The organism is Sphingobacterium sp. UGAL515B_05 (assembly GCF_033097525.1).
Classification (GTDB): Bacteria; Bacteroidota; Bacteroidia; order Sphingobacteriales; family Sphingobacteriaceae; genus Sphingobacterium.
The window spans coordinates 160218-184774 of the sequence record NZ_CP109907.1; the positions used below are offsets into that span (position 1 = coordinate 160218).

Annotated in this window: 17 protein-coding genes; all 17 read right to left on the reverse strand. The window is 42.9% G+C overall.

Annotated elements, in window-relative coordinates; translation table 11 throughout:
• Positions 1 to 20: 20 nt before the first annotated feature.
• The 17 genes from OK025_RS00625 to OK025_RS00705 all read right to left on the reverse strand — a co-directional run bounded on the left by OK025_RS00625 (position 21) and on the right by OK025_RS00705 (position 24554).
• Positions 21 to 1346, reverse strand: a complete 1326-nt coding sequence (locus OK025_RS00625; RefSeq protein WP_317667881.1) for an MFS transporter — start codon at positions 1344 to 1346, stop codon at positions 21 to 23.
• Positions 1347 to 1445: 99 nt separating this feature from the next.
• Positions 1446 to 3755, reverse strand: coding sequence for a family 65 glycosyl hydrolase domain-containing protein (locus OK025_RS00630; RefSeq protein ID WP_317667882.1), 2310 nt, complete (start codon positions 3753 to 3755; stop codon positions 1446 to 1448).
• Positions 3756 to 3864: 109 nt separating this feature from the next.
• Positions 3865 to 4512 (reverse strand): beta-phosphoglucomutase, encoded by a 648-nt coding sequence (pgmB, locus tag OK025_RS00635; RefSeq protein WP_317667883.1) that lies wholly within the window; start codon positions 4510 to 4512, stop codon positions 3865 to 3867.
• A 33-nt stretch (positions 4513 to 4545) separates the two neighbouring features.
• A complete protein-coding gene (locus tag OK025_RS00640; protein ID WP_317667884.1) occupies positions 4546 to 6405 on the reverse strand; it encodes a glycoside hydrolase family 13 protein in 1860 nt (619 codons plus the stop codon).
• A 6-nt stretch (positions 6406 to 6411) separates the two neighbouring features.
• Positions 6412 to 7431, reverse strand: a complete 1020-nt coding sequence (locus tag OK025_RS00645; RefSeq protein ID WP_317667885.1) for a SusE domain-containing protein — start codon at positions 7429 to 7431, stop codon at positions 6412 to 6414.
• 89 nt (positions 7432 to 7520) lie between these two features.
• Positions 7521 to 9113: a RagB/SusD family nutrient uptake outer membrane protein gene (locus OK025_RS00650; protein WP_317667886.1), complete on the reverse strand. Its 1593-nt coding sequence runs from the start codon at positions 9111 to 9113 to the stop codon at positions 7521 to 7523.
• 32 nt (positions 9114 to 9145) lie between these two features.
• Positions 9146 to 12112: a SusC/RagA family TonB-linked outer membrane protein gene (locus OK025_RS00655; RefSeq protein WP_317667887.1), complete on the reverse strand. Its 2967-nt coding sequence runs from the start codon at positions 12110 to 12112 to the stop codon at positions 9146 to 9148.
• A gap of 11 nt (positions 12113 to 12123) precedes the next feature.
• Positions 12124 to 14709, reverse strand: coding sequence for an alpha-amylase family glycosyl hydrolase (locus tag OK025_RS00660; RefSeq protein ID WP_317667888.1), 2586 nt, complete (start codon positions 14707 to 14709; stop codon positions 12124 to 12126).
• A 195-nt stretch (positions 14710 to 14904) separates the two neighbouring features.
• Entirely contained in the window at positions 14905 to 15915 is a 1011-nt protein-coding gene (locus OK025_RS00665; RefSeq protein WP_293953470.1) for a LacI family DNA-binding transcriptional regulator, read from the reverse strand.
• A gap of 86 nt (positions 15916 to 16001) precedes the next feature.
• A complete protein-coding gene (locus OK025_RS00670) occupies positions 16002 to 16529 on the reverse strand; it encodes a hypothetical protein (RefSeq protein WP_317667889.1) in 528 nt (175 codons plus the stop codon).
• The gene (locus OK025_RS00675; protein ID WP_317667890.1) at positions 16519 to 16851 is read right to left on the reverse strand and encodes a hypothetical protein; all 333 of its coding nucleotides are present in this window, start codon (positions 16849 to 16851) and stop codon (positions 16519 to 16521) included. The genes OK025_RS00670 and OK025_RS00675 overlap by 11 nt, the downstream gene beginning before the upstream one ends.
• 231 nt (positions 16852 to 17082) lie before the next feature.
• Positions 17083 to 17322 (reverse strand): hypothetical protein, encoded by a 240-nt coding sequence (locus tag OK025_RS00680; RefSeq protein ID WP_317667891.1) that lies wholly within the window; start codon positions 17320 to 17322, stop codon positions 17083 to 17085.
• 308 nt (positions 17323 to 17630) lie between these two features.
• The gene (locus OK025_RS00685; protein ID WP_317667892.1) at positions 17631 to 18914 is read right to left on the reverse strand and encodes a Gfo/Idh/MocA family oxidoreductase; all 1284 of its coding nucleotides are present in this window, start codon (positions 18912 to 18914) and stop codon (positions 17631 to 17633) included.
• A 108-nt stretch (positions 18915 to 19022) separates the two neighbouring features.
• Complete coding sequence (locus OK025_RS00690; protein WP_317667893.1) at positions 19023 to 20864, reverse strand: alpha-L-fucosidase; 1842 nt, start codon at positions 20862 to 20864, stop codon at positions 19023 to 19025.
• A gap of 53 nt (positions 20865 to 20917) precedes the next feature.
• Positions 20918 to 21883, reverse strand: a complete 966-nt coding sequence (locus OK025_RS00695) for an SGNH/GDSL hydrolase family protein (RefSeq protein ID WP_317667894.1) — start codon at positions 21881 to 21883, stop codon at positions 20918 to 20920.
• Between the two features lie 29 nt (positions 21884 to 21912).
• Positions 21913 to 23280 carry an alpha-L-fucosidase gene (locus OK025_RS00700; protein ID WP_317667895.1) on the reverse strand — a complete coding sequence of 456 codons (1368 nt, stop codon included), beginning with the start codon at positions 23278 to 23280 and terminating at the stop codon, positions 21913 to 21915.
• Positions 23277 to 24554, reverse strand: coding sequence for a glycoside hydrolase family 88 protein (locus OK025_RS00705; RefSeq protein WP_317667896.1), 1278 nt, complete (start codon positions 24552 to 24554; stop codon positions 23277 to 23279). The genes OK025_RS00700 and OK025_RS00705 overlap by 4 nt, the downstream gene beginning before the upstream one ends.
• Between the last annotated feature and the right edge of the window lie 3 nt (positions 24555 to 24557).

Here is a 24557-nt window from a genome sequence, read left to right on the forward strand (position 1 = left end):
TCTACTATAATGGCATACACTTAATTCTTACGCTTTGGAACAAAGAATGCCGCCAGCAACATAAATATGCCGGCCAACAACAAGCCGTAAATGGATTGGCTATGAAAAAAATATTTGATGATCATTCCGCCAAAAAATCCACAGACAATCTGAGGTAGGGTAATGAAAAAATTAAATAGCCCCATATAAACGCCCATTTTACCCGTAGGCAAATGATCGCTTAAAATTGCATAAGGCATTGCCAAAATGCTTCCCCAAGCGATACCAATACCGATCATAGGAAGAATCAGTAGATTGGCATCTTTGATCAAAAATAATGAAATTAATGAAAGTCCACCAATGGAAAGTCCAAGGGCATGTGTTTTTCCACGCCCAAAGTGTTTAGCTATTCGCGGAATAAACAAGGCATACAAGGCCGATACTCCGTTGTAAATACCAAAAAGCACACCTACCCAATTGGCAGCCTCCATGTAGAGATCCTGCCGATTTCCTTCCCGCAGGTAAAAAACCGAATCAGCAATAGCAGGAGTGGTATACACCCACATCATAAAAAGGGCAAACCAGGAAAAAAACTGAACCCAACCCAACTTGCGCATGATAACCGGCATCTTACCGATATCATTAAAGATAGAACGCAAGCCAAACTTTGGTGCCGCATCCTGTTCAATAGCAACCGCATCCGAAAAAGTCTGAAGTTCTGTGGGCGAGTACTCTTTTGTTTTGAACACAGACCATAACACCGTTAGAAGCAGGACAAAACCACCCAAATAAAAGGAGTAGATAACATTGCTCGGTACCTGCCCGGCTTCAGAAGTTCCTGCTACATGAAAATACTTCGTCAACATAAAGGGAAGTAGCGAGCCAAGGACAGCGCCAATCCCGATTAAAAAGGTCTGTACCGAGAAGCCCAGACTCCGCTGACTGCTTGGCAGATTATCACCGATCAACGCCCGAAAGGGCTCCATCGTCACATTGATGGAAGCATCCATAAACATCAACAAGCCGGCTCCGATCCAAAGTGGCGCCAATAATGTGGTCAATAATGCCGCATTGGGCATTAAAAATAAAGTCAGGGTAGTCAACAGTGCACCCACCAAAATATAGGGTCGCCGCCGCCCCAGTCTATTCCAGGTTCGATCGCTATAATGACCTATAATTGGCTGTACAATCATCCCCGTAATCGGAGCAGCAAGCCAAAAAAGTGAAAGATGCTCCACATCAGCACCAAATGTCTGGAGAATACGGGAGGCGTTGCCATTTTGCAGCGCAAAACCCATTTGTATCCCCAGAAATCCAAAACTCATATTGATGACCTGGCTAATGCTTAATTCAGGTTTATTTCCCATAATAGGCTATCAAAATTTAACACAAAATACAATTTAATTACCATTTAACCGTTATTTCAGCAGCATAAGATAGGTTCTTTCACTGCTGAAAACTGGGTTTTATCTCCGCTGAAATACCTGATTTTTGCTTTGCCCCGGGAGCACGAAACCTTCAGTTACCGTCTGGATATGAACTGCAGTATCACTTATATTTTCGATCGTATAGCCATCGGCATCTACTGTAATCAATAAAGTCGCTCCACGAAATAACACCCGGAATTTATAGCCTTCCCATTCTTTGGGCAACATCGGATCTAAATACAATTGTCCGTCCTTAATCCGCATTCCGGCAAAGCCCTCCACGATTGTCATCCAGGTACCCGCCATCGATGTAATATGTAAACCGTCTTCGGTATCGTTATTGTAATCGTCCAGATCCAAACGCGAGGTGCGCAGATAGAATTCATACGCTTTTTCCGGCTTGTTCAATTTAGCGGCCAATATCGCATGTACGCAGGGAGAAAGCGAACTTTCATGCACCGTAAAAGGCTCATAGAATTCATAATGTCGAGCTAGGGTGTCCAGGTCAAATTGATCCTCAAGGAAGTAAAAACCTTGCAATACATCGGCCTGTTTGATATAACAGGAACGCAGAATCCTATCCCAACTCCAATGCTGGTTAATAGGGCGTTGAGATGGATCAAGTTCTGCCACAGGAATCAGCTCTTTGTCCAAAAAGCCATCTTGCTGCAAATACACATTCCGTTGCGCATCAAACGGATAATACATGTTATCGACAATGTGCTGCCATTTTTGTTGTTCTTCTGATGTTACAGCCAGCTTCGCTTTCAGCACGTCAGCATGCCCGTTGGTCAGCTGCGCCAGCTTTTTTAAACAGTCAAGTGTATATTGAAGGCACCACGAAGCAATACGATTGGTATACCAATTATTGTTTACGTTGTTTTCATACTCGTTTGGTCCCGTCACGCCCAACATAACATATTGCTGGCGATCGCCACTCCAATTGACACGCTGTGCCCAGAAACGGCTTATCGCAACCAAAACTTCCAATCCATGTGACCAGATATAATCCTGATCTCCGGTATAACGGACATAGTTATAGATCGCAAATGCAATAGCTCCATTGCGATGAATTTCCTCAAATGTAATCTCCCATTCATTATGGCATTCCTCACCATTGATCGTCACCATGGGATAAAGTGCAGCTCCATTGATAAAGCCGAGTTTAGCCGCATTTTCGATTGCCTTTTCCAATTGCTGATGACGATAAATCAACAAATTACGGGCAATCTTTGGTGACTGTGTTGCGAGGTAAAATGGAATACAATATGCTTCGGTATCCCAATACGTGACACCACCATATTTTTCACCTGTGAAACCTTTAGGACCAATATTGAGGCGCTCATCTTCGCCGGTATAAGTCTGGTTAAGCTGGAAAATATTGTAGCGTATTGCCTGCTGTGCTGCGACATCACCACTAATTTCAATATCGCTTTCTGCCCAGATCGCTTGCCAGGCTACTGCCTGTTGAGCCTTTAACTGCTCATAACTCAGCACATTCAACTGGCGTAGATTAGCCGAAGCAGCCTCTTTTAACTGAGCTGGCGGGTGATTCTGCGAGGTGACAATAGCAACACGCTTCTCAACACGACAAATTTGCGATTCGGCAAGATCCGTCTGATAGATCTCCGTCATAGAACCCGGACTTGCGACGGTATCGTGCACTTCCACGACCGCTGTTGGACCTGCTACACTCGTTTTAAGCATGGCATAGACCTCAAAACCCGTTTTCTTGGTGCGCGCTACCACAAAGGTATTTTCACCATCCCTACCCTGCGCTGTACTTTCCCAAAATTGCTCGTCATAGTTACTATCACGGTTAACGACTTCAGCATTTAACCGTGACCTAATCTCCAAAGCAATTGGACCAGAAAGCGCCTGGATGTTGTACTGCAATGAAGCTGTTTCGGAAGCAAACAGATGATACATCCGGCTTGCTTCCACCTTAAGCTGTGCTCCATCTGGCATTTCCACGACAAAACTGCGGTATAAAACGCCATGCTGCATATCCAGTCGGCGTTCAAAAGATTTAACCGTAACTTTATTCAGATCGAGCACCTGCCCATTGACCAGAATATGCAGGCCTATCCAATCGATGGAATTGATGACCTTGGCGAAATATTCCGGATACCCATTTTTCCACCAGCCTACGCGTGTTTTGTCCGGATAATAAATACCGGCCAAATACGACCCTTGCAAGGATTTCCCGCTGAATTCTTCTTCAAAATTAGCCCTCTGCCCCATCCGACCATTACCAATAGCGAAGATACTTTCCGAAAATTCATTGTGTTCGGGGCGAAATGTATCTTCGATAATTTGCCAAGGGTTATGTTTGATATATGTTTTCATCTTTTTATTGTTTTTCACTACATGATGGGAACCGAGGGCAAATAAATGATTGCCCTATTTACCGATACCATCTACATCATGCTTCCCGCTATTGAATTTCTCCTAAATTTTAAAATTTATCGACTAAGGTCCCTAAATCCGCGACGACCAAATCCGCTCCCTGAAGATGTTCCTCCAGGCCTACACCTATTACCTGCATACCGGCTGCCCTTGCTGCATCTATTCCAGCCTGAGCATCTTCCAGCACTAGGCAGTGGGCCGGCGCAATCTCCAGCACCGCAGCGCCCTTAAGGAAAACTTCCGGATTGGGTTTAGAAAGCTGCACAACATTGCCATCGATCAGCGCGTCGAAATAGGTTATAATTCCAGTTTTTACAAGGATACCCATTGCATTCTTGCTGGCCGAGCCAAGTCCAATCTTAATTCCCTTTTCCTGTAGCTTTTTTAAAAGTTCCAAACTACCGGAAAGCAGGTCGTCAGGGCTCAGCTGTTCGATCAACTCCAGGTACCATTGGTTTTTAAGCACCAGTAAGTCCGCTTTTTCAGCTTCGGACTTTTCCAGCCCGGCCCATTTTAAAATAAGCTCCAGCGATTCAATCCGGCTGACACCTTTCAGCTGTTCGTTGTCAACAATGGAAAACGAATAGCCCAAGTTTTCGGCCAATCTATGCCAAGCTTGAAAATGGTAGATTGCCGTATCCACCAACACACCGTCCAAATCAAATATTACGGCTCTTACAGTAGTATAATTAATCATTGAGAAATGAATTCTATAGAATTTTAAATTATATTAAAACTTAAGTTCCAGCACTTTAGTCTCATAAGCTTCCAATTTCAAGGTATTGTCAGCTGGAGTGGTTTCCTTTTTTTGGATAATATCTACATAGGATTTCACCTTGCTGTTTCTCTCCTTAAAACGATCCAGTTTGATCTCTTTCGCCGAGTCGTTGCAATTCATTACGACCATAACCGTCTCCTGTTCATTGTAGCGGAAATACACATACACGCCATCTTCGGGCACATATTGCATCGTTTTACCAGTTTGTAATACAGCATGTTGTTTACGATAATTGGCTAGCGTTTGAACAAAAGTCCACATATCCTGCTCTGCCTTAGTCCTTCCGTCTGCGGTAAACTTATTCAGTTTGTCACCCGCGAAACCACCTTGAAAGTCTTCCCGTAGCAAGCCATCTGGATTGGAGAAATTCTTCATCAGAATTTCCGCTCCATAGTATAATTGTGGGATGCCCCTTGTTGTCATAAGCCAAGCCATTGCCGATTTATATTTCTGCACATTTTCACCGACAACGGAGAAAAAACGATCTTTATCGTGGTTATCCAAAAAAAGCACATTTTGCTCGGGATGTGGGTACAGAAAGTCTGAGGCTAGGGTTGAATACAATTTGTTCGCTCCGGCGGTCCACTCAGTCTTTTGGTTGAGTGCATCACCTATAGCATAATTAAGCTGAAAATCCGTGACGCCCATCAGCTTGGAATCCACCTCCTGACCAACTCGTTTTCCGCCCAGAAAATAGGCCTGGTTCCCCACACCATGTACCCATGTTTCACCAAAAAAGGTAAATTTTGGATACTCCTGCAGAATGCGATCTGTCCATTTGGCCATAAAATCCAGATCATTGTACGGATAGGTATCAATTCGGAATCCATCTATTGCTGCGGTCTCGATCCACCAGATATGGCTTTGGGTCAAATAATTTTGAACGTATGGGTTTTGTTCGTTCATATCGGGCATTGTGGGAACAAACCAGCCTTTGACCATTTTCTTTTTGTCGTCTGCAGAGGCATAAGGATCAAAAACTGTCTGGTCTTTGTAAGATGTCTGTGTATAGGTAGGCCATTCATTGAGCCAGTCGGCCATCGGCTTGTCTTTTACCGTCCAATGATAACTTCCGATATGATTGGGCACCACATCAAAAATCAATTTCATCTGACGTTTATGCAGCTGTTCACCCAATTGGACATAGGTATCGTTGCTACCAAAACGGGGATCAATATGATAGGTTTCGGTGTTGGCATAACCATGATATGAAGCCTGCGGCATGTCATTGGTCAACACAGGAGTCAACCACAATGATGTCACCCCAAGATCTTGTAGATAATCCAGCTTTCCGATAATACCTTCCAGATCACCGCCATGACGCAGATACATCGAGTCTCGGTTTAAACTCATATCCAACATGCCTTTCACCTGGTCATTTCCTTTGTTTCCATTGGCAAAACGATCGGGCATAATCAGGTAGATCAAATCAGCACTGTTCACACCCTGTGCTTTTATTTTTTGATCTCTCTGCTTCAACTCATAACGATAGGTTAATTTTTTCTTTCCCTGACTAAAGGTAAAAGTTGACCATCCTGGTTTGGCCGAAGCAGCCACCTTGACATCCAAAAACAGGTAGTTGGGATTTTCCACGCGATTGACCTTGATAAGTTCTATCCCTTTATCCTCCACCTTTACCTCGCTTTTCCCTATCTGAGGTCCATAGACAACAAGCTGCAAGGTCGGGTTTTCCATCCCTACCCACCAGTTTAAAGGTTCTACGCGTTGGATGGATTGCCCCATTAAGGGGCTCCATCCAAGCACCGTTAGTGCCACGAATACTGTGGTAATCTTTTTATTTCGCTTAAACATCGTTTTTTATTTCTTCGTCAACGTATAGGTATTTGCATTGAAATCCACGACGATATCATACGTACCGGCATTGGCAACGGCGATATTGGCCCCGCCGGCAATCAGACTGCCGTTAGCTCCGCCGAAATTTGTTCCCCAATCGTGGTTTTTACGGAATTTGATTTCGCCTGCAGTCAAGCTCACTGTGAGCTTCCATACCTGATTGGCATTGTCGAATTTCATATCCGTATCGGCGTCCCAGCCTTTCGGTGTGGCACTACCAATAATGCCCCAATTGTGATCTTTAAATGAAATGGTATTTGCGGTCGTATTGACTTCTATTTCCAGATTTCCTGCACGTGGCGCTTTTATATTTCCACCGCCATTAAAAGCGAGTTTACCATCTGCAGTTTGTCCATAGGAATTCGCCCAATTGCGCTCTGTCGTAATCTTAAATTCCGAATTCGCTTCCGGAAAGGAAATAATGCCCGTGTAGATGCCATTGCTTGTTGGTGAGACTATTGATTCAGCCGTGGCCGGATCCCATCCCTGATAAGCCCCAGGAACATACAAATAGCTGGTCGAAGCGTATGGAGTTGCCTTAAGACTTGCCAGAGCCGAAAATACAGCTGCTATTTTAGTGTTGATACTCGACTTAAGTCTAACATCGAAATCAGACGCCGTCCCTGTCGGTACACCAAGAGAAAGCAGGTAACCATTCAGTTCGTTGCCTGTAAATCCCAAGCTTGTCCGGCCGCTTGGGATCACTACTTCTTTTATTGTTTTAAAATTGTCTCCTTTAAGGCCAAACTGGAGTACATTGGTTACCGCAGCTTGAAAACCAAAGTCAGGCAGCAGCATATTGAGATGCAATACCGTATCCTTTGCGTTATCTTTTGACAAGGTTACATTCGTTTTATCGAGGCTTAAAGTCGCTGGCTTTATACCCTCCCCGCTAGCCAATATAGCGCGTGTCTCATCCTTTTTACAACTTTGGAACGCCACTATAAATAGCAGCATGATTCCGATATAGTGTCTAATTTTCATCTGTTTAATTTATATTTCAGAGTCTGTTGGCCTATCAATTGCACCCCATGTAATTCCATCAAGCCAAACAACTCCAATAGGATACTCAATTAATTATAACCTGGGTTTTGAACAAGATTTGGGTTAGCAATCAAATCTGCTGCGGGAATAGGAAATAACACTCGATAGCTTTCCACTGCCTGTCCAGCCAATACACCACCTTTAAAAGGCCATAAGTAATTATCACCTGTAAATTTGCCGTACCGGATTAAATCGGACCTTCTAAATCCTTCCCAGTACAATTCTTTCACACGCTCATTGAGAATATCATCCAAAGAAAGATTCGTTAAGTTCCCACTATTGTTGCCATAGGCACGGACACGTAATTTATTTACGTAATCAAGTGCCTTGGCCATCGTCCCCCCTGCTCCTCCACGTAGTGTCGCTTCGGCATAAATCAAATTCATCTCTGCCAGACGGATTAATGGAAAGTCTACCGAAGCTACAAAGCCTTCTGCGGCTGTTGGAGCCGACCCATCCTTATTGACATTGCGGAATTTGGTCACGGCCAATCCCTGTTTATAAACAGCAATATCTTCAATCTTTACACTAGTATTCAGATGAAACATAGCTCGCTTATCCGTTGTACCGGAGTAATCACCAAAGATCGTCGCAATATTATCGCGTACGCGGTTACCTGCCCATCCACCACCGGGTACACCAAAAGAAGTCGGATTCATTGTTGCATCGATAGCAGCATTGATCAGGTAAGTCGTTCCACCTTTACTTTGTGTTTTGGTACCATCATAAGGTAGGTAAAAAATAAACTCAGGATTGTTGACATCATTATCTGCATAAAATAATTGACGGTAGCTTGTACCCAAACTATAACTCGAGTTCAGCGCCTTTTCCGCATAAGTAATGGCTTCGGCATATTTCTTATTGCCTGCTCCCAGATACACCTCAGCATTAAGATACAATCTTGCCAATAATCCCCATGCTGCGACCTGGTCGATACGTCCATAAACATTCTGCTTGGCACCTTTCAGTTGATTAACGACCTCCAAAAGTTCCTTTTCTACATATGCAAAAAGTTCAGCTCTCTTTATTTGTGGAGGTGGAACTTTCCCAACGGCAGTTTCTTCCGTCACAAAAGGTGGGTTTCCAAATAAATCAAGCAGTACCCAATAATTATAGGCACGCAAAAACCTCGCTTCAGCACGATAGTAAGCAATTTCGGTTTTATCCGCATCCGAGATCCCCCGGCTGCTCAGTTTTGCATCGGTGCTTTCCCTCAAAAATTCATTGACAAGTGTTGCACTATAGATACAGCGCGTGTATAAACCACGAAGCATGGGGTTGCTATCATCAAATTTCAGGTAATCCAAACCACTCACCCCGCCATCATTGAGCCAAGCACAAGCAGCCTCGTCTGTTGTCAGCTCCTGTGCATTCCAAAACAGACGTAAGAAATCTGACGTACCTGCATCCAGACCTCCGAGATCAGTATTGTTTGGTCCCGAAGTACTGGTTAGAGCCAAAGAGCCGTACAATCGTGCAAAAGCCATCGTATAGCCATTGAAATCTTTATAGGCCACGTCCGCGGTAACATCATTGGTCGGTTTAAGATCTAAATCTTTATGACAACTCGAAAGCGATAGCGCCATTAAACAGACCGTTATATATTTATTTAGTTTTTTCATGTTGTTTATGCTTTAAATCAAATTCTTTCAGTTTAAAAATTGACATTCACTCCGAGTACATAGGTACGTGGCCTAGGGTAAAAACGATCATCAATACCATTCGATATTTCAGGATCCACACCTTTGTACTTTGAGATTGTAAATACATTTTGAACAGTCGCTGAAATGGAAAGCATTGCTTTGCTGTTACGGATAAAATGACCAACCTGGTAAGCAACATTAACGTTGTCCATCTTTAAAAAAGATGCATTTTTGATGTAATAATCACTCAATAACTGCTTTTCTTTGAAATTGGTATTCAAAAAGTCTACAGGGGCATTGTTGATCACCAAAGATGCCTGGTCAATCACATTGTAACTGCTTCCAAAGTTGGACGAAACGTTATCGTAGACATAGTTATCCAAATTGGCTCTTAAGGTCGTACTTGCAGACCACTTCTTGTACGAATAGGCTGCCGAAAAACCGATCAGATATTTAGGCAAAGGAGATTTATACATATAGCGATCGCTATCACTAATGACACCATCACCATTACGATCCACATATAGCCCCTCTACTGGTTTTCCTGCGTCATCGTAAACCTGTTGATAAACCCGAAAACTATAAGGTGTATACCCAACCATATGAGCCTGAATATTATTGCCTGTACCACCACGGATACCACCTGTTTCGATCATAAAGTTAGGATCGTCCGATAGCGTCAAATTGGTTACTTTACTTCTGTTGTAGGTGAGGTTAATACCAAGGTCCAAGGTTGAATTTTCTGTTTTAATAGGCAACACATGGAGATTAAATTCAAGACCTTGATTTTCCATGTTACCGACGTTAGTCAGTAGAAAATTACTAAAGTTGGATCCCACCGCAATTGGAATAGTGCTCAAAAGATCCTTGGTTTTTTTCGAATAATAATCCACACTACCATAAATACGATTATTATTAAAACCAAAATCGATTCCTGCATTATAGGTTGTCGTACTTTCCCAACGGATATCACCATCGTACACCACTGGTGAATACAAATAAAAATATTCATTGCCGAAACGGTACATGGACTGATCCCCACTAATCGTATAATTAGGCATATAGGAATAATTGGCTATTCCATCCTGTTGTCCAGTTTTTCCATAGCTCAATCGAAGTTTCAGATCTGAAATTACGCTGTGATCCTTCAAAAATCCCTCGTTTTTCGCACGCCAGGTAAAACCTACCGATGGAAAATATCCCCAACGATTATCGGGGCTAAATCGGGAGGAACCATCGGCCCTTAACGTTCCAGATAGTACATAACGATTATCGTAGGTGTAGATCATCCGCCCATAATAGGAAATCAGCAGATTTTCAGGCCTATCAAAAGGGAGGTTCACCGAGGTTAAAATATCACCGGCTTCATTGGTGCGAGCAAAATTGTAGGACTTCGTACTATTCTTATAATAGCCATAGCCCAAAGTCGCATCGATATTACTTTTTATGGTAGGCAATTCCTTATCGTATTTCAGATAGAATTCCAACACTTTATTGTTAATATCTGTTTTATACTGTGTACGCTCACCACCTTCATTAAAATTACGCGCTGCAATAGCAGGTGTCAGGGTATTTCCCTTAGCGCGCGCTAAGTCATAACTTACATTCAGATTAGCATGGAGCTCGGGTAAGAAATGCATGCTGTAGTCTAACTTTGCATTTCCCGTACTCCGAAAGACATCGCCTATATCTTTGCGCAATTCCAGCAAAGCCAGTGGATTTCTGGGTGAATTTGGATTCGGTTTCCCCCCCTGTATCCATTCGTAATATCCTCCGAAGCTATTTTTATCATCAACATAAACCGGTTGAGTCGGATCAAACTGAATAGCAGAACCAATTGCATCCTGTGTTGCAAATTTGGATTTCGACCAGGTTGCGCGCGCATTTACCTCTACCTTCAAATGTTTGTCAAAAAAATTGGGTGTCAAAGCCAGCGACGTTGCTGTCCTTCTCATGTTGTCATTTTTCAATACCCCATCCTGATTCATATATCCAACCGATACACGATAAGGCATCTCGGCAACTTTTGATGCAATATTGATATTATCATCTGTTGTAAATGCATTGCCATAAATCACATCCTGCCAATCGGTATTCGCTGTTCCCAATAGCTTCTTCATTGCGTCGGTTCCATTTGCATTGACATAATCACGAATCTGATCTGCAGACAATAGATCGACTTTTTTGGCGACTGTCGCCAATGAATTCTGTGTACTAAAATTCACCTGCGTACCGGAGCGGCTACCTTTTTTGGTCGTAATCATAATCACCCCGTTCGACGCTCGCGAACCATAGATAGCTGTTGCATTGGCATCTTTTAAAATTGTAAACGTCTCGATGTCATTCGGATTGATCATACTTAATGGGTTGGCTACGCCCGGCATACCACCACCAGCCAATGGAATTCCATCGACGACAATTAACGGATCATTGCTGGCGTTCAATGAAGCTCCGGTACGGATGCGGATTGTGCTTCCTGCGCCCGGCTGCCCCCCACTTGTTGTAATCTGTACGCCCGGAACTTTCCCCATAATGAGTTGCTCCGGCGAAGAGATCTGTCCTTTTTGAAAATCTTTTGCAGATACTGTGCTGATTGAACCCGTCAGTTCACTTTTCTTTTGTGTACCATAACCAATCACAACAACCTCTTCCAGTGTACTGCTATTGGATTTAAGGTAAAGGTTTAACGGATGCTGTCCATCGTTGACCTGGATCAAGGTATCCAAGGTCGCGTATCCGACCATACTTACTTTCAGACGTAATTTTCCTGTTTGTAGTCTATCCAAGCTAAAATCCCCATTCGCATTGGTAGACAGTGATTTTTGAATATCCTCGAAGCGCAGTGTAGCACCGACCAAGGAACTCCCCTTCTGGTCCATTACTCGCCCTTTTAGCGTTGCCTGTTGCGCAAATGCCGAAGCACTTACACCGAGTAGCATGCTCAGAGCCCAAAATGGACGTGATAGCTGTTTGTTCATAAAATAACTGTTTATTTATTTAGTTTTGTTTTGCTTATCAATTGGTACTGCCCAGGGAGGAGACTCAATTTTGACTGGCCAGACCAATTGAGCTCTTTTCCTGTAAAATTATCGACCCACTGCCCCTGCAACGCTGCTGGCAAGGCCAAGTCCACACTTTCTACCCCAAAATTGCCAAGTACCCCTACTTGTTGTCCCTCCTTTTCGAGAACAAAATATTTAACGGCATCTTTCATAGCCGAGGTTATAATTGTCCCGTTTTGGAAAATGCTATTTTTGGTTTTGAAACGCGTGAGTTTGGCGTAAGTCTCAAAGAGTTTTTTGCGATCATCTTGTTGTAGATAACTCCACAACAATGGTTTTTCGCCTGTGCGCCCATTTTCATCGATAGATACATCATAGCCGTATTCACCAAACTGCCAGATCATCTTAGGTCCGGGCGAAGCCAATAAAAACACGGCGGCCTGTTCCATACGCTTTAATGCCGTACTGAGGTTCCTGATGTTATAACTACCTGATGAATTGCCATAATTCAGGCATTTGAACAGCAACCGCTGTTCGTCATGGCTTTCCATATAAGACACAAAAGAAGGTTGGGACATGCCGTGGCCCGAAGGGAATAATCTGCCTAAATCCGAGCCGTTGTTGGCATTCCAGCCCATCGCCGCCTCATTGAAGACCGCATTCATGTTGTTCCATAGCAACATCCCGGATTGTGCAAGTTCGGCCTCTTCCTGATCTCCACCAAGATGTTCGAGAATAATATAACAGGAAGGATCGATGCTGCGAATATGCTGCTGGTAGTGCTTCAAGATCGCCACACGTGACGCATCGTAAGCATTCCATGCACTTAAATCACTTTCTGAAGTACCCGAATTTTTCTGTGTAAACCCTTTAGACAAGTCAAATCGGAACCCATCAATCTTATACTCCTGCATCCAATAGGTCAATACATCCTTAACAAAGGTCTGTGTGTAATTACTTTCGTGGTTAAAGTCAAAGCCAACATTGAACGGATGCTTGGCTACCGTATTGAACCAAGGACTATTGCTCGCAACGTTGCCCTGCTCAAAATAAAGCTGTACAAGCGGGGACTGACCAAAAGCATGATTAAAAACAACATCCAAAATCACGGCAATACCATTTTCGTGACAAGCGTCTACGTAGGCTTTCAAGTCGTTTTTCAAGCCATAGTATTTATCCAACGCGCGGTGGAAAGAAGGATTATAACCCCAGGTCGAATTCCCCTCCGATTCCTGAACAGGCATTAGCTCGACCGCATTTACACCCAGCCTTTTTAAATAAGGCAAAGAATCTTTCAATGTGGTATATTGATGTTGTTTGACAAAATCACGGACCAAGAGTTCGTAAATAACTAAATCACCTTGAGCTGGCTTATTAAATAGCGTGGTTTTCCATGAATAAGACTTCGCAGGGAGATCCAACACCCCAACTATTCCGTGCGCCGCCGCGGGATAAGCGGGTACAGCCGCCGCGGTCAGTCCGAGTACGGCATCGTTTTGCGGATCAAGAATCAGCTCAGCATAGGGATCAGCGATATTCAGTTGACCGTCCACCAAAAACTGATAAGTATGTTTTTTAGAGAAATCCAGATTTGATACGGTAACCCACCAGGTTTTTCCATCCGGTGTTTGGCTCATCGCATAGGCTGGTAATGCTTTATAGTTGTTAAAATCGCCCAAGAGATACACACTCGTTTTTAATGGCGCCGTGAGCGCAAAACTGACCTCCCCTTTTTCCCTGTTTATCGTTGTTCCATTTGGATTGATGCCGATCGGGAGTGCAGCGATGGCAGGTTTTGACTCCACAAATAACTGGGCTTTACTGGAATATATTTTACCCCCAGCTTCAAGACGTGCTTCAAGCTCGTGTAGGCCATTACTTTGTAGACTGAGCGATTTTTCTAATGACAGTACCGCAGAAGATTCAGCAAGCAATAAGCCATTATCCCAGATACTGATTTTTCCGGACTGCGTTGCCTGTACTTTTAACTTCAGATTATCTCCAACAGTGTACATCTGCTCCAGGGTAATGGGATCTGTGGGTTGCAGCGTAGGTGAAACAAAACGAATGGCTTGCGTATTGCTCGTTACAAGAGGAAGAAATAGATCTGAATTATTTTTGTTTCGTTGGACCAGTGACCCATTACTATTGCGCACTAAAAGTGCCATCTGACCAAATTCTCCACCATTTGTCAGGTTAAAAAATTTGGAGGGGGTAAATGTGAATGAATATAAACCAGCAGAAACAAATTTAAGTTTATAGGCATTGTCATTCTTAGACCAATCTGTCGCGACATGTTGCCAGCTACCCCCACTCACAGGAATCAATCCTGCGTGTAGGTACAGATCGGTAGTGCTACCTTTTAAAGCCGCGTTTCCTTTCGAAAGATCAAATTGCAAGGTGATTTCCTGATCCCAATAGATAAATGGGGCGGAAAGATTGAGCAAACCAGATCCCTGCTGTTCAACAACGGGAGCTTGCTCGACATCCACGATATCTTTCTTATTTGCACATGATGATAATAGGACAATCACCCAGAGACACCCTATTAAACGAGAGATATGCTTCCCCATCGATAATTAGCTTTACTTGGAATCTGAAATTGGGAACGTTCCCGAAATCAAGGTAAAAAGAAATCGCTTGTGGCGATTTGCTGGATTTCCCTATCCAATATTTTATACAAATTGATTATTTAAATACTTTCGGGAATGTTCCCGAAAGTATTCAAAGCTAAATAATGGGATTACAAAAAACAAATATTTTTTTTCTTATTTCAGGCTAGATTTTTGAAAAATAAGCTGGGAATCAAGGTAAACCGAATTAGCAAACTTACTATTTTCAGGGTCTTCCATCTTATCCAATAGGTATTTTGTTACTAATTGGCCCATTTCATAGGCTGGTTGTTTCACTACGCTCAGTGCCGGGTCAATCAGATCGGCGATATCCAAACAAGAAAAACAAATGATTTTAAGATCTTCAGGAATCCGAATTGCAAGCTGCTTGGCAACCCGTATACTCGAAATAGCAAGACGCTCTACCGAAGCAAATATGGCATCGGGTTTCTCCTGCTCGATCAAGTCGGCAATATCTTTCATATTCTGATCAGCATCATTCACCGTATCCAAAATAAGCGCTGGTCTGATCGGAATCCCCACTTCCTGCAGCGCCTTTTCGTAGCCATCTTTACGCACCTTACCGATGGAGACATTCGGATTGATTGCAAGATAAGCGATCCGTTTACAGGCATTATCGATCAGGTGTTTGGTTGCCAGGTAAGCCGAATCAAAGTCATTACCCGTAATGTACCCCCCCTTCCAATCGTCATAAGCACGGTCAAAAAACATGACCGGTATTCCCCGTTCCGCCAAAAGTTGCAAATGCGAATGGTCTTTCCCCTCACCCGAAGCCGAAATAATAACGCCATCCACCCGCCCATTGGCCAGTGAACGTACGATTGAGGCTTCATTTTGCACCTGATGATCCGTCACATAAATCAAGGTATGATAACCCTTGGAGCGCGCCACAGCCTCTATTCCTTTGATGGCCTGCGAGAAAAATTTATTGCCAAATTCGGGAATAATAATCGCAATGGTCAGACTTTTATTTGCCTTTAGACTACTTGCATAAACATTCGGCGAAAAACCGATTTCTTCGGCCATAGCCAAAATCCGAGCTTTTGTCGCTGGATTAATGTCCACGTTATCCCGAAATGCACGGGAAACGGTCGATTTTGATAAGCCGAGTTTTTTGGCCAGATCTATTATTGTTAATTGCGACATATCAAGATTCCCTTTGCTGTTCGAATGTAATAATTGCTGGATACAAATAAAGCAATTATCTGTCCAGAATAGCAAATTTTCTTTTTTTAAGAAAATGCCGGAAACTTTATTTTCTTTTCAAGTTCTTCTCGCCACTCATCTTGATGTGCCATTGTTTCGTTGATCTTGTCACGATAATAGATCTGATACCAACTCTGTTTATGAAAACCTTTAATCGCCTTAAAAACACGTTCGGAATGAATCATCAACTTCTTAAAAAACTCCTCTTTCGGTTCGCGATGTTTGTTTAATATCTGACTTAACGACACAGGTGAAATATCCAAATCTTGTGCAAACTGTTGTTGTTTTTCGTATATGGTATTAATATAGATATTTAAAAATGACGTAAACTGATGTTCTATATCACTTTCACCGGAGTTCAAGTACTCATCAATCTGCAATTTTAGCTGCATTAATTTTGCGCGCATTATATCCTGCTCGGATGTTCTAGCTATCCTATCCCTTCTCGCCTGCATTAACAGTTGAGCATCCTTTTGTTTTTCCTCCTGCGAATTATACCTCGCGTCTACGCCATATTCGACCGTATCCAAGAGCTTTGTTTTTTTAGTTATCATGGTCATAAAATTCAATTAACTCAAAAATCTCCGGAATCTCCAAACTAAGTGTCATTCCGGTAATATTCATTTTATATTTGTCGATATAATGCTGTGCGATCTGGGTTTTGGGTCGTAATGAAATACATGCCCATTCGCCAAAATCGCGTACGGCAAGTTTGGCTACGTATGTCAACAAATTCCCAATAATCCTATCGTATATTTTAGCTGCCCCTACATTTTCTATTGATGCGGTTAATAACCTCACATGGATCCGCATCTCCTTTGGAATTCTTTCAAATGAAATCAAGCCCAATATATCGTCTTTCCCTTTAATTGTCAATTTGAATATTTCAACGGCAGCTTCTTCATCTCAATTGAAGAAATACCTACCTGCTGGTAAGTTTTTGAAATCACTTGTCACAATGGGAGCAACTTCGATTAAATAGGATTGATTCGTAGCGACTTCAATAATATTCATAACACGAATATAGCCAAAAAAGTTTACATTATTTGTAAACTTTTATTCTAATATTGGATAAAAATAAATGGAGGCTAACTTAACAACTCACCTCTAAATGCTTTCTGCAATAACTGAAAAAGTTCCTCGGACTTTTCGGCCTTGGCCTGTTTGATCCGGTTGATAAGCTCTATTTTTTAGCGAAGGCTTCTGGGAGCGATAATAGAGGAAAAATAAATAGGAACCTTTAAATTCACTCATAGCTGGAAGCAAGTGACATTCTTGATAATTTTGGTTGATATAACAACTTCGAATGCCAATTTTGACCTCTTCAAAATTGGCATTATTTAACATTTCTTTCGGACTTTGTTCGGTGCTTCTTCGGTGCTTGTTCGGTACTTCTTCGGTGCTTCTTCGGTTGTGAGCGAATAAATACCGACTAAACTCCGAGTAACGTCCGTTTATAAAACGAGTAAATAGCGAAGGTGACTAAAAGAAAATAGGAGTTCAGACTTGTCAAGTAGGCAATTCGATTTCCACACCCTTTTACTGCCCAAAACAGGGTCATTCGGGATTAAATTGTTGTAGATAGATTGATCAATAAACATACAGACCTGACAAAAAAATCTTGTCAGGTCTGTATCGAAAACTTGTCTTAAAGGCTAGAACTTTCTAAAATCCCATTCCCCGCGATAAGGGCGACTGCGCATGAGATTAGCATAGTCATTGTCGAACTGTTCTTTTTGTGGATTCCATTTTAAATCCTTTTGAAGTTCATACGCAATATTGATGGCATTGCACACCGAGCTCGTCCGGTGACCTATTTCAACATCACAGATAGGCTTACTTCTTTTTTTGATCGCATCAACCCAGTCCTGATAGTGATTATCACTATAATACAAACGACGATCAGAAGATGTCAGCTTAAGATTTGCCAAATTTTCCGGGTTCGAACGGATAAATTCGCGGCTTACTTCAATCTTACCTTTTTCACCAATAAATTGGATCGCATTATGTACTCCCCACTGCACATGGTTTACACGAACGCCATTGGCATAGCTAAACGAGAGCCCGCTATTGCTGTTGGCCTCCTTGGGTGGATTAAACTGAACAGGGCCCGATTCATCCATGCCCAAGGCCCATTGTACGATGTCAAACATATGTGCTCCCCAATCGGTGATGTAACCGCCACCAAAATCACGGTAACCGCGCCACCAGGCCCATTTATCGTCTTCCAAAGGTGGGCTTAATATCGGATTATAACCCCGATATGATGAAGGTCCTACCCACATATCCCAATCGAGATAATCGGGGGCTGGCATGGAGGGAAGGTCACATTGTTTGACCGGTTCGCCCACAGAAACATTGATTTCCTTTATTTTGCCGATATAGCCATTGAGAACCAGTTCTGCTGCCTGTCTAAAATTATAGGAAGAACGCTGCATGCTGCCCGTCTGAAATACACGTTTATATTTTCGGGTTGCATCGACCATGGCACGACCTTCGGCAATGGTCAATGCAAGGGGTTTCTCACAATAAATATCTTTGCCAGCTTTAGCCGCATCAACTGCAATCTGCGCATGCCAATGATCGGGTGTAGCAATGACAACAGCATCAATATCTTTCCGATCCAATAGTTCCCGATAATGATGATAGGCCTTGATCTCGGTCTGTGCTTTTGACAATTCCGTCTGTTTTTTCGTTGTCGCTGCAATAAATGCAGCTAATTTTTTTCGGTCTACATCGCAGGCAGCCAGACTTGCGATTTCCTTGCAGCGATTGAGGCCATTCATCAAGGTATAGGATTGTTTTCCGACACCAATAAACCCAAGATTGATTCGATCACTTGGCGCAAGAAATCCATTGCCTCCCAACACAACGCGCGGGACAATTGTAAAAGCCAAAGAGGATACAATTCCCTTGGCTATAAATTCTCTTCTTTTCATTCTTTATGGATAGTTTATTCTTCTGCACGTCCCTATAGTACTTCTTCAGTCCTTGACGGCAAAATGGTTTATGTTTGGATGATTTGTTCAGGTTTTCTTAAAGATAGTTTATTCTTGTATAGGAACCAAAGTAATCGAAGCAATCTCTGGCAAAGTATCGCCTTCGATGGCTGTAGCCTGCAAAATCACCTTCGTACTGGGCTCACCAATTACTTGCTGGGATACCTCAATGGTTCCCATGACCACTTCCTTAAATTTAGCTTCTTTTTCAGTGACAAACGTCCATGGGAGCTGCTGTCCGAGCATCGAGAGCACAATTTTACCGTGCTGATTGCTATTCGCCAGATAATTGACGAGCACACGATACTTCCCTGGTTTTTGAATTTTGATATCCCAAAAAACTTTATCCGCAAGGTCTTTCCATTGACCAATGGCGTTCGGGCGGTTTGGATCATGGGTATGTGCACCAATAATTTTTAATCCCTTTCCTTCCTGTAATTTTGCATTATTTGCGTTCATCACGATACGTCCATCTGCCTGTGTCTGGGTCAGGCTTTCCTCAACAATTGGTTTTCCCTGGATTTCGACAACAATAACCTTCGGTCCTTTCTTACTATCGAAGATATCGACAGGAATTGCTGGTTTTCCGTTTTCTAAAGTAGATTTTAACTTCATGTTAGGTGAAGCTAGGGCGTAGACAGCCGTCACTTTATTTTTGATGGGCAGATTTATTTTTCCATCGGCCGGGCGATCAAAAACATGCAGATATAGCTTTCCATTTTTTTGGGTACAATACCCCCAATCCAAGGCTTGGAAAGGACTCGCGGTGGTACCGTAAATAGATTCGCCATTGACCTTCATCCATTCCCCGATTTGCTCCATAATCCGCACCGCAGGTTCAGGAATGGCACCGTCACCATCAGGTCCGACATTTAACAGGAAATTCCCTCCTTTACTCACCGTTTCCACAAATAATTGCATGATCTTGGGAAAACTTTTCCAATTTTGATCATGGGCGCTATAACCATAACTTTCATTCATGGTATGGCTCACCTCCCAGTACATACCCGGCAAACCTGTTGGTGGAATATATTTTTCGGGAGTTCCGATATCACCATTCTTATTTTCGAGACCGTTCCAAAATCGATTATTGATAATAATATTGGGCTGCCATTTGATCAGGTCTGTCAAAATATGCTTTGTCCCCCAGGCTTCGCCCTCATGCTGTTTGCTGCTGAAATCGGGCCACAGCATGTCCAGCCGCCCATAGTTTTGTGCAAGTTCCTTGATCTGCCCATAGAGATAGGCTTTGTAACGTTCATGATCTGGCTGATGCTTATTCACATTCGGGTTCAGCTGAAAAGCTTCATAAGAATCGGGATGCTGCCAATCCAGGAGCGAATAATAAGCTCCTACTTTTATTCCCTCCTGACGGAAAGCATCCATAATTTCGCGGTAAAGATCTCTTCCTTTCGGCGATAAATTTGCCGTACCCGTAACATCATTTTTCAAGGCATAAGGTTGCTGGCTATTGAACAGGCTAAAGCCTTCGTGGTGTCGGGAGGTCAGTACCATATACTTCATTCCCGTTTTTTTCGCAAGGCGTGCCCAGGACTTTGGGTCAAAAGAACCTAAAGTAAATTTTGGTTTCAGTACTTCGGCATACTGCTTACTGGGAATTTTCCCCCAGGTTTGTATCCATTCGGCATAATGTTGTGGATATTGTTTCCCTTCAAATGAACCACCTGCAGCACTGTACAATCCCCAATGGATAAATAACCCAAAACGGGCCTCTTTAAACCATTCCATACGTTTATCTTGCGTCTCCTGCCAACCTGCAACACCTTCATACGGTGGCGATTTGGTCTGTGAAATAGCAACATCGGTCATACACAGCAACATTCCCACAGCTGCTGCACACTTCCATTTAAAAAAATTGATTTTCATCATGATATAGATTTATACATAAAAGTTCATTTATTCGGATTGCAAGCTATCGCCGATCAGAAACCCAACGCTTTAATTTCATCCTGAATAACAGCATATGCTTTGCTAGCATCTTCTATTGGAATTCCCTTGGATAGCCCTGGTCGTTTATGACCTGTATAGGTCAGCCATGCGTCTTTCATCATCGTCTGCCTTTTCAAAACAAGCGTATATAACTGGCGAAGTTTTGGTTGATTGTGCAAATTGTCATCCCATGTGCTTTCAATCGGGAAATCAGGCATCAGGTGCTGTACTATTTCCTTAGCCATTAGCCAATGCCCCAACTCTCCGGGGTGCACCCCATCGGCGGCCAATTTAAACTGAGCGTCTTTCTCGATATTAGCTTCCAAGTAACGACGCATGGGAAAATGGAGGTCTATGATTTCCCAGGAATGCATTTTGGCATAGCCCATAAGCCATTCGGCATAGCGATCCAATACTTTATTGTAGCCATTGAGCCGAAGCTGCGGATCATCATGTACCGGGGGTGTCATCCATAGGATGCGCTTGACGCCCCGATCGACCAAACGTTTGTGCAAACGGATAATTCCATTTTTATAGGCTTCAAAACGGATAGCATCAAAAGGGAGATAAATGCCGTCATTCATACCGTAACAAACAAAAACAACCTCAGGTTTTATTTTATCGAGCACATTGTCCAGTCGATCAAATAGACAGGGGCGTGGAAATTTTCCATCGGCATGATTCGGTTCACTGAGTCCAGAAACGGTCTCACTTGGTAAGCCCGAATTAATAAACTGAGGTTTCCCTTTCGGGTGACTGCTCAGGAATAGGCTTTCTGTCATAGCGACATATTGCCCCGCGTAAGTAATACTATTGCCTAAAAAAAGTACTTTCTGTGCATCCCCCCAGCCAAAACTATTCGTTTTTTTCTGCCCAATAGCTTGTCCATACCATATACTAAAGCAGAGGAAAATTGGCAAAAAGCGTGTTTTTTTTGTTTTTAATAATAGATTCAACATCGTTATAATTGATAAAGCTAATAGCTGGATTAGCCTAGTTTTATTTTTAGCGCATAGCCCAAGCTGCTGTTTTGTATCTTCTTGGGTAATTTCAATTGCAATCCATGGTTATCCTGCTGGAAATCGATTTGACCAAACCCTAGAATTTCCACTGATTTCACTTTAGCCTTATTCTGGTTCAAGGACTGTACCTTGACGATTCCATCTTTGGGTACTACAAGAGCCATCGCATATACAAAATCATTCTTCTGAGTAAACCAAAAATCCAAGGCTGTCAATGATACTTTAAATCCTTCCCTTTCCCGTTGCTCGGTATCTGTTATCCGTACTGTTGTTGGTCCCTCATGCGCGATGGTCCAGGGCGATGTCCCATAAACCGCTTCGGCATTGAGCCGCAACCATTTCCCTAAGATAGCAAGATTTTTCTTTACCGGTGTGGCTACATTTCCTTGTGCATCTGGACCAATATTAAGCATATAATTTCCTCCTTTACTGACAATTTCAAGGAGCCAATACCTTAATTCATCCACATTTTTCCAATCGTGGTCATAAGATTTATAGCCCCAGGAATGGTTGAATGTTCCAATGGCTTCCCAAGGTCTGGTAAAACGCTCAGAAGAGTCAGGAATCCGATTATCTCCAGGAATGGCATAATCGCCCATACCATTGCCAATTCGCTCGGAGACAATAACACGTGGATTACAATCATACACAGTTTTATAGAATCGAAAGCTCTGTTCTGCAGTCATCAATCCCGGCATATCAAACCAGATATATTTCAACTGTTTAAACCGCGTCAAAATTTCCTTTACCTGAGGAATTGCTTTTTCGTTGAGATACGAAGCGAAAGAATTTTCGCTGGGATCCCAGAGATTGGCACCAAAAGCATCGGTTTTGGTATGAACAAGATCACGCTGTGCCTTTGTTACCGCATATTGCGCGTCGCTACCATCCCGCCAGTCGATATTCTGTGAATAATAGATACCAAAATCGAGTTTGTGCCGAAGACAAGCATCATAAAGTTCCTGAATGATATCGCGTTTAAAGGGCGTAGCCTGCTTGCTATTGAATGAACTAACCGCTGAACCATAGAGGGCAAATCCGTCGTGATGTTTGCTCGTCACAACAAGATACTTCATCCCTGCGTCCTTGGCCATTTTAACAATTTTATCGGCATCAAAAGATTGCGGGGAGAATTGATCCGCCAATTTTGCATAAGTAGACCGAGGAATTTTTGCAACCAGTTGAATCCATTCAGCAACACTCGGGCTACCCAAATCTTCCATTTTTTGCCCATTCCATATCCCTGCCGGAATAGCATACAGCCCCCAATGGATAAATAGACCAAATTTCTGCTGCTGAAAATCTTTTAATGCCTTTGCCTTCTGTCTATTCATCTCCCCCATTCGTTCATCAATTGTGTAAGCTGATGGTTTCGCTTGTTCCAGCGCATCAATGCTTCTAGATAATAATAATCTGCATACACTAGCGGGACGTCAATCTCCCCTTGATGCGGAATACTGCCTACACTATGTTTCAGCACAAACAAACCGTTTGCTCCAACCGCACTGGAGTACTGCGGTGAACCCAATGAGCGCAAGATCGCTTCGGCGACATCCAAATATTCCTGTTGCTGTCCAGTTCCCATGTAGTCAACCAGTTCCAGCAATGCCGAAGCAGTAACCGCTGCTGCCGACGCGTCCCGTGGAATAGTCTCAAAATCTGCTTTGCGATAATTCCAGTTTGGGACAAATCCAGCTTGATTTACATCGAAGTCCCATTGTGGCACCTTATCTTGAGGCAGGCGCGGATGCTTTATATAAAACTCAGCCATTTTTAGCGCAGCCTGTAAAAACTTAGGGTCCTTCGTTTCACGGTACATCACAACAAACCCATACAATCCCCAGGCCTGCCCTCTAGCCCAAGCGGAATTGTCCGAAAAACCCTGTGCCGTTTCCCGGCTCAATACAGCACCGGTATTGGGGTCATAGGTAACCACATGATAAGAACTGTAATCTGCGCGATATTGATTTTTCAGCGTCGTTTCGGCGTGTCGAATAGCGGCATTACGATAAACAGAATCCCCGGATAATTTGGAAGCTAAAAAAAGAAGTTCCAAATTCATCATGTTGTCGATAATGACAGGGAATTCATACGTATGTTTACCATCCCAAGAGGAAAAGGTATCCCAAGACTTAATTGCACCAACCTTCGGATTGAAACGTGTCAATAGCGATTTGGCGCTCTGGATTAAAATTGATTTGAATATAGTATCACCAGTTAACCGATAGGCATTTCCATAACTGCAGTTCATCACGAAACCAATATCATGGTGCTGCGTATTATATTGATTTTGGCGTAATGAATTCGTCCATTTTAGTGCAGCGTCCCGCCATTGATCCTTGCCGGTATACTCAAAGACATACCAAAGGCAGCCTGGCCAAAAACCACCCGTCCAGTCCCGGATATCTGTAAAAGTTGTTTTTCCCTTCGGATCTGCCGATCGTGGATACTTACGCAGATCGCTATGATCGTCATACAACAAAGCGTACTGCCGCTGGGCCAAATCAAATCCCTTTTTTACCATATCGCTTGTATCCGCACGTAGAAAAAAAGGATAAAAAAAACTCAAAAAATAAATAAAGTATAGGCTATATCTAAAAAAAATCATGTT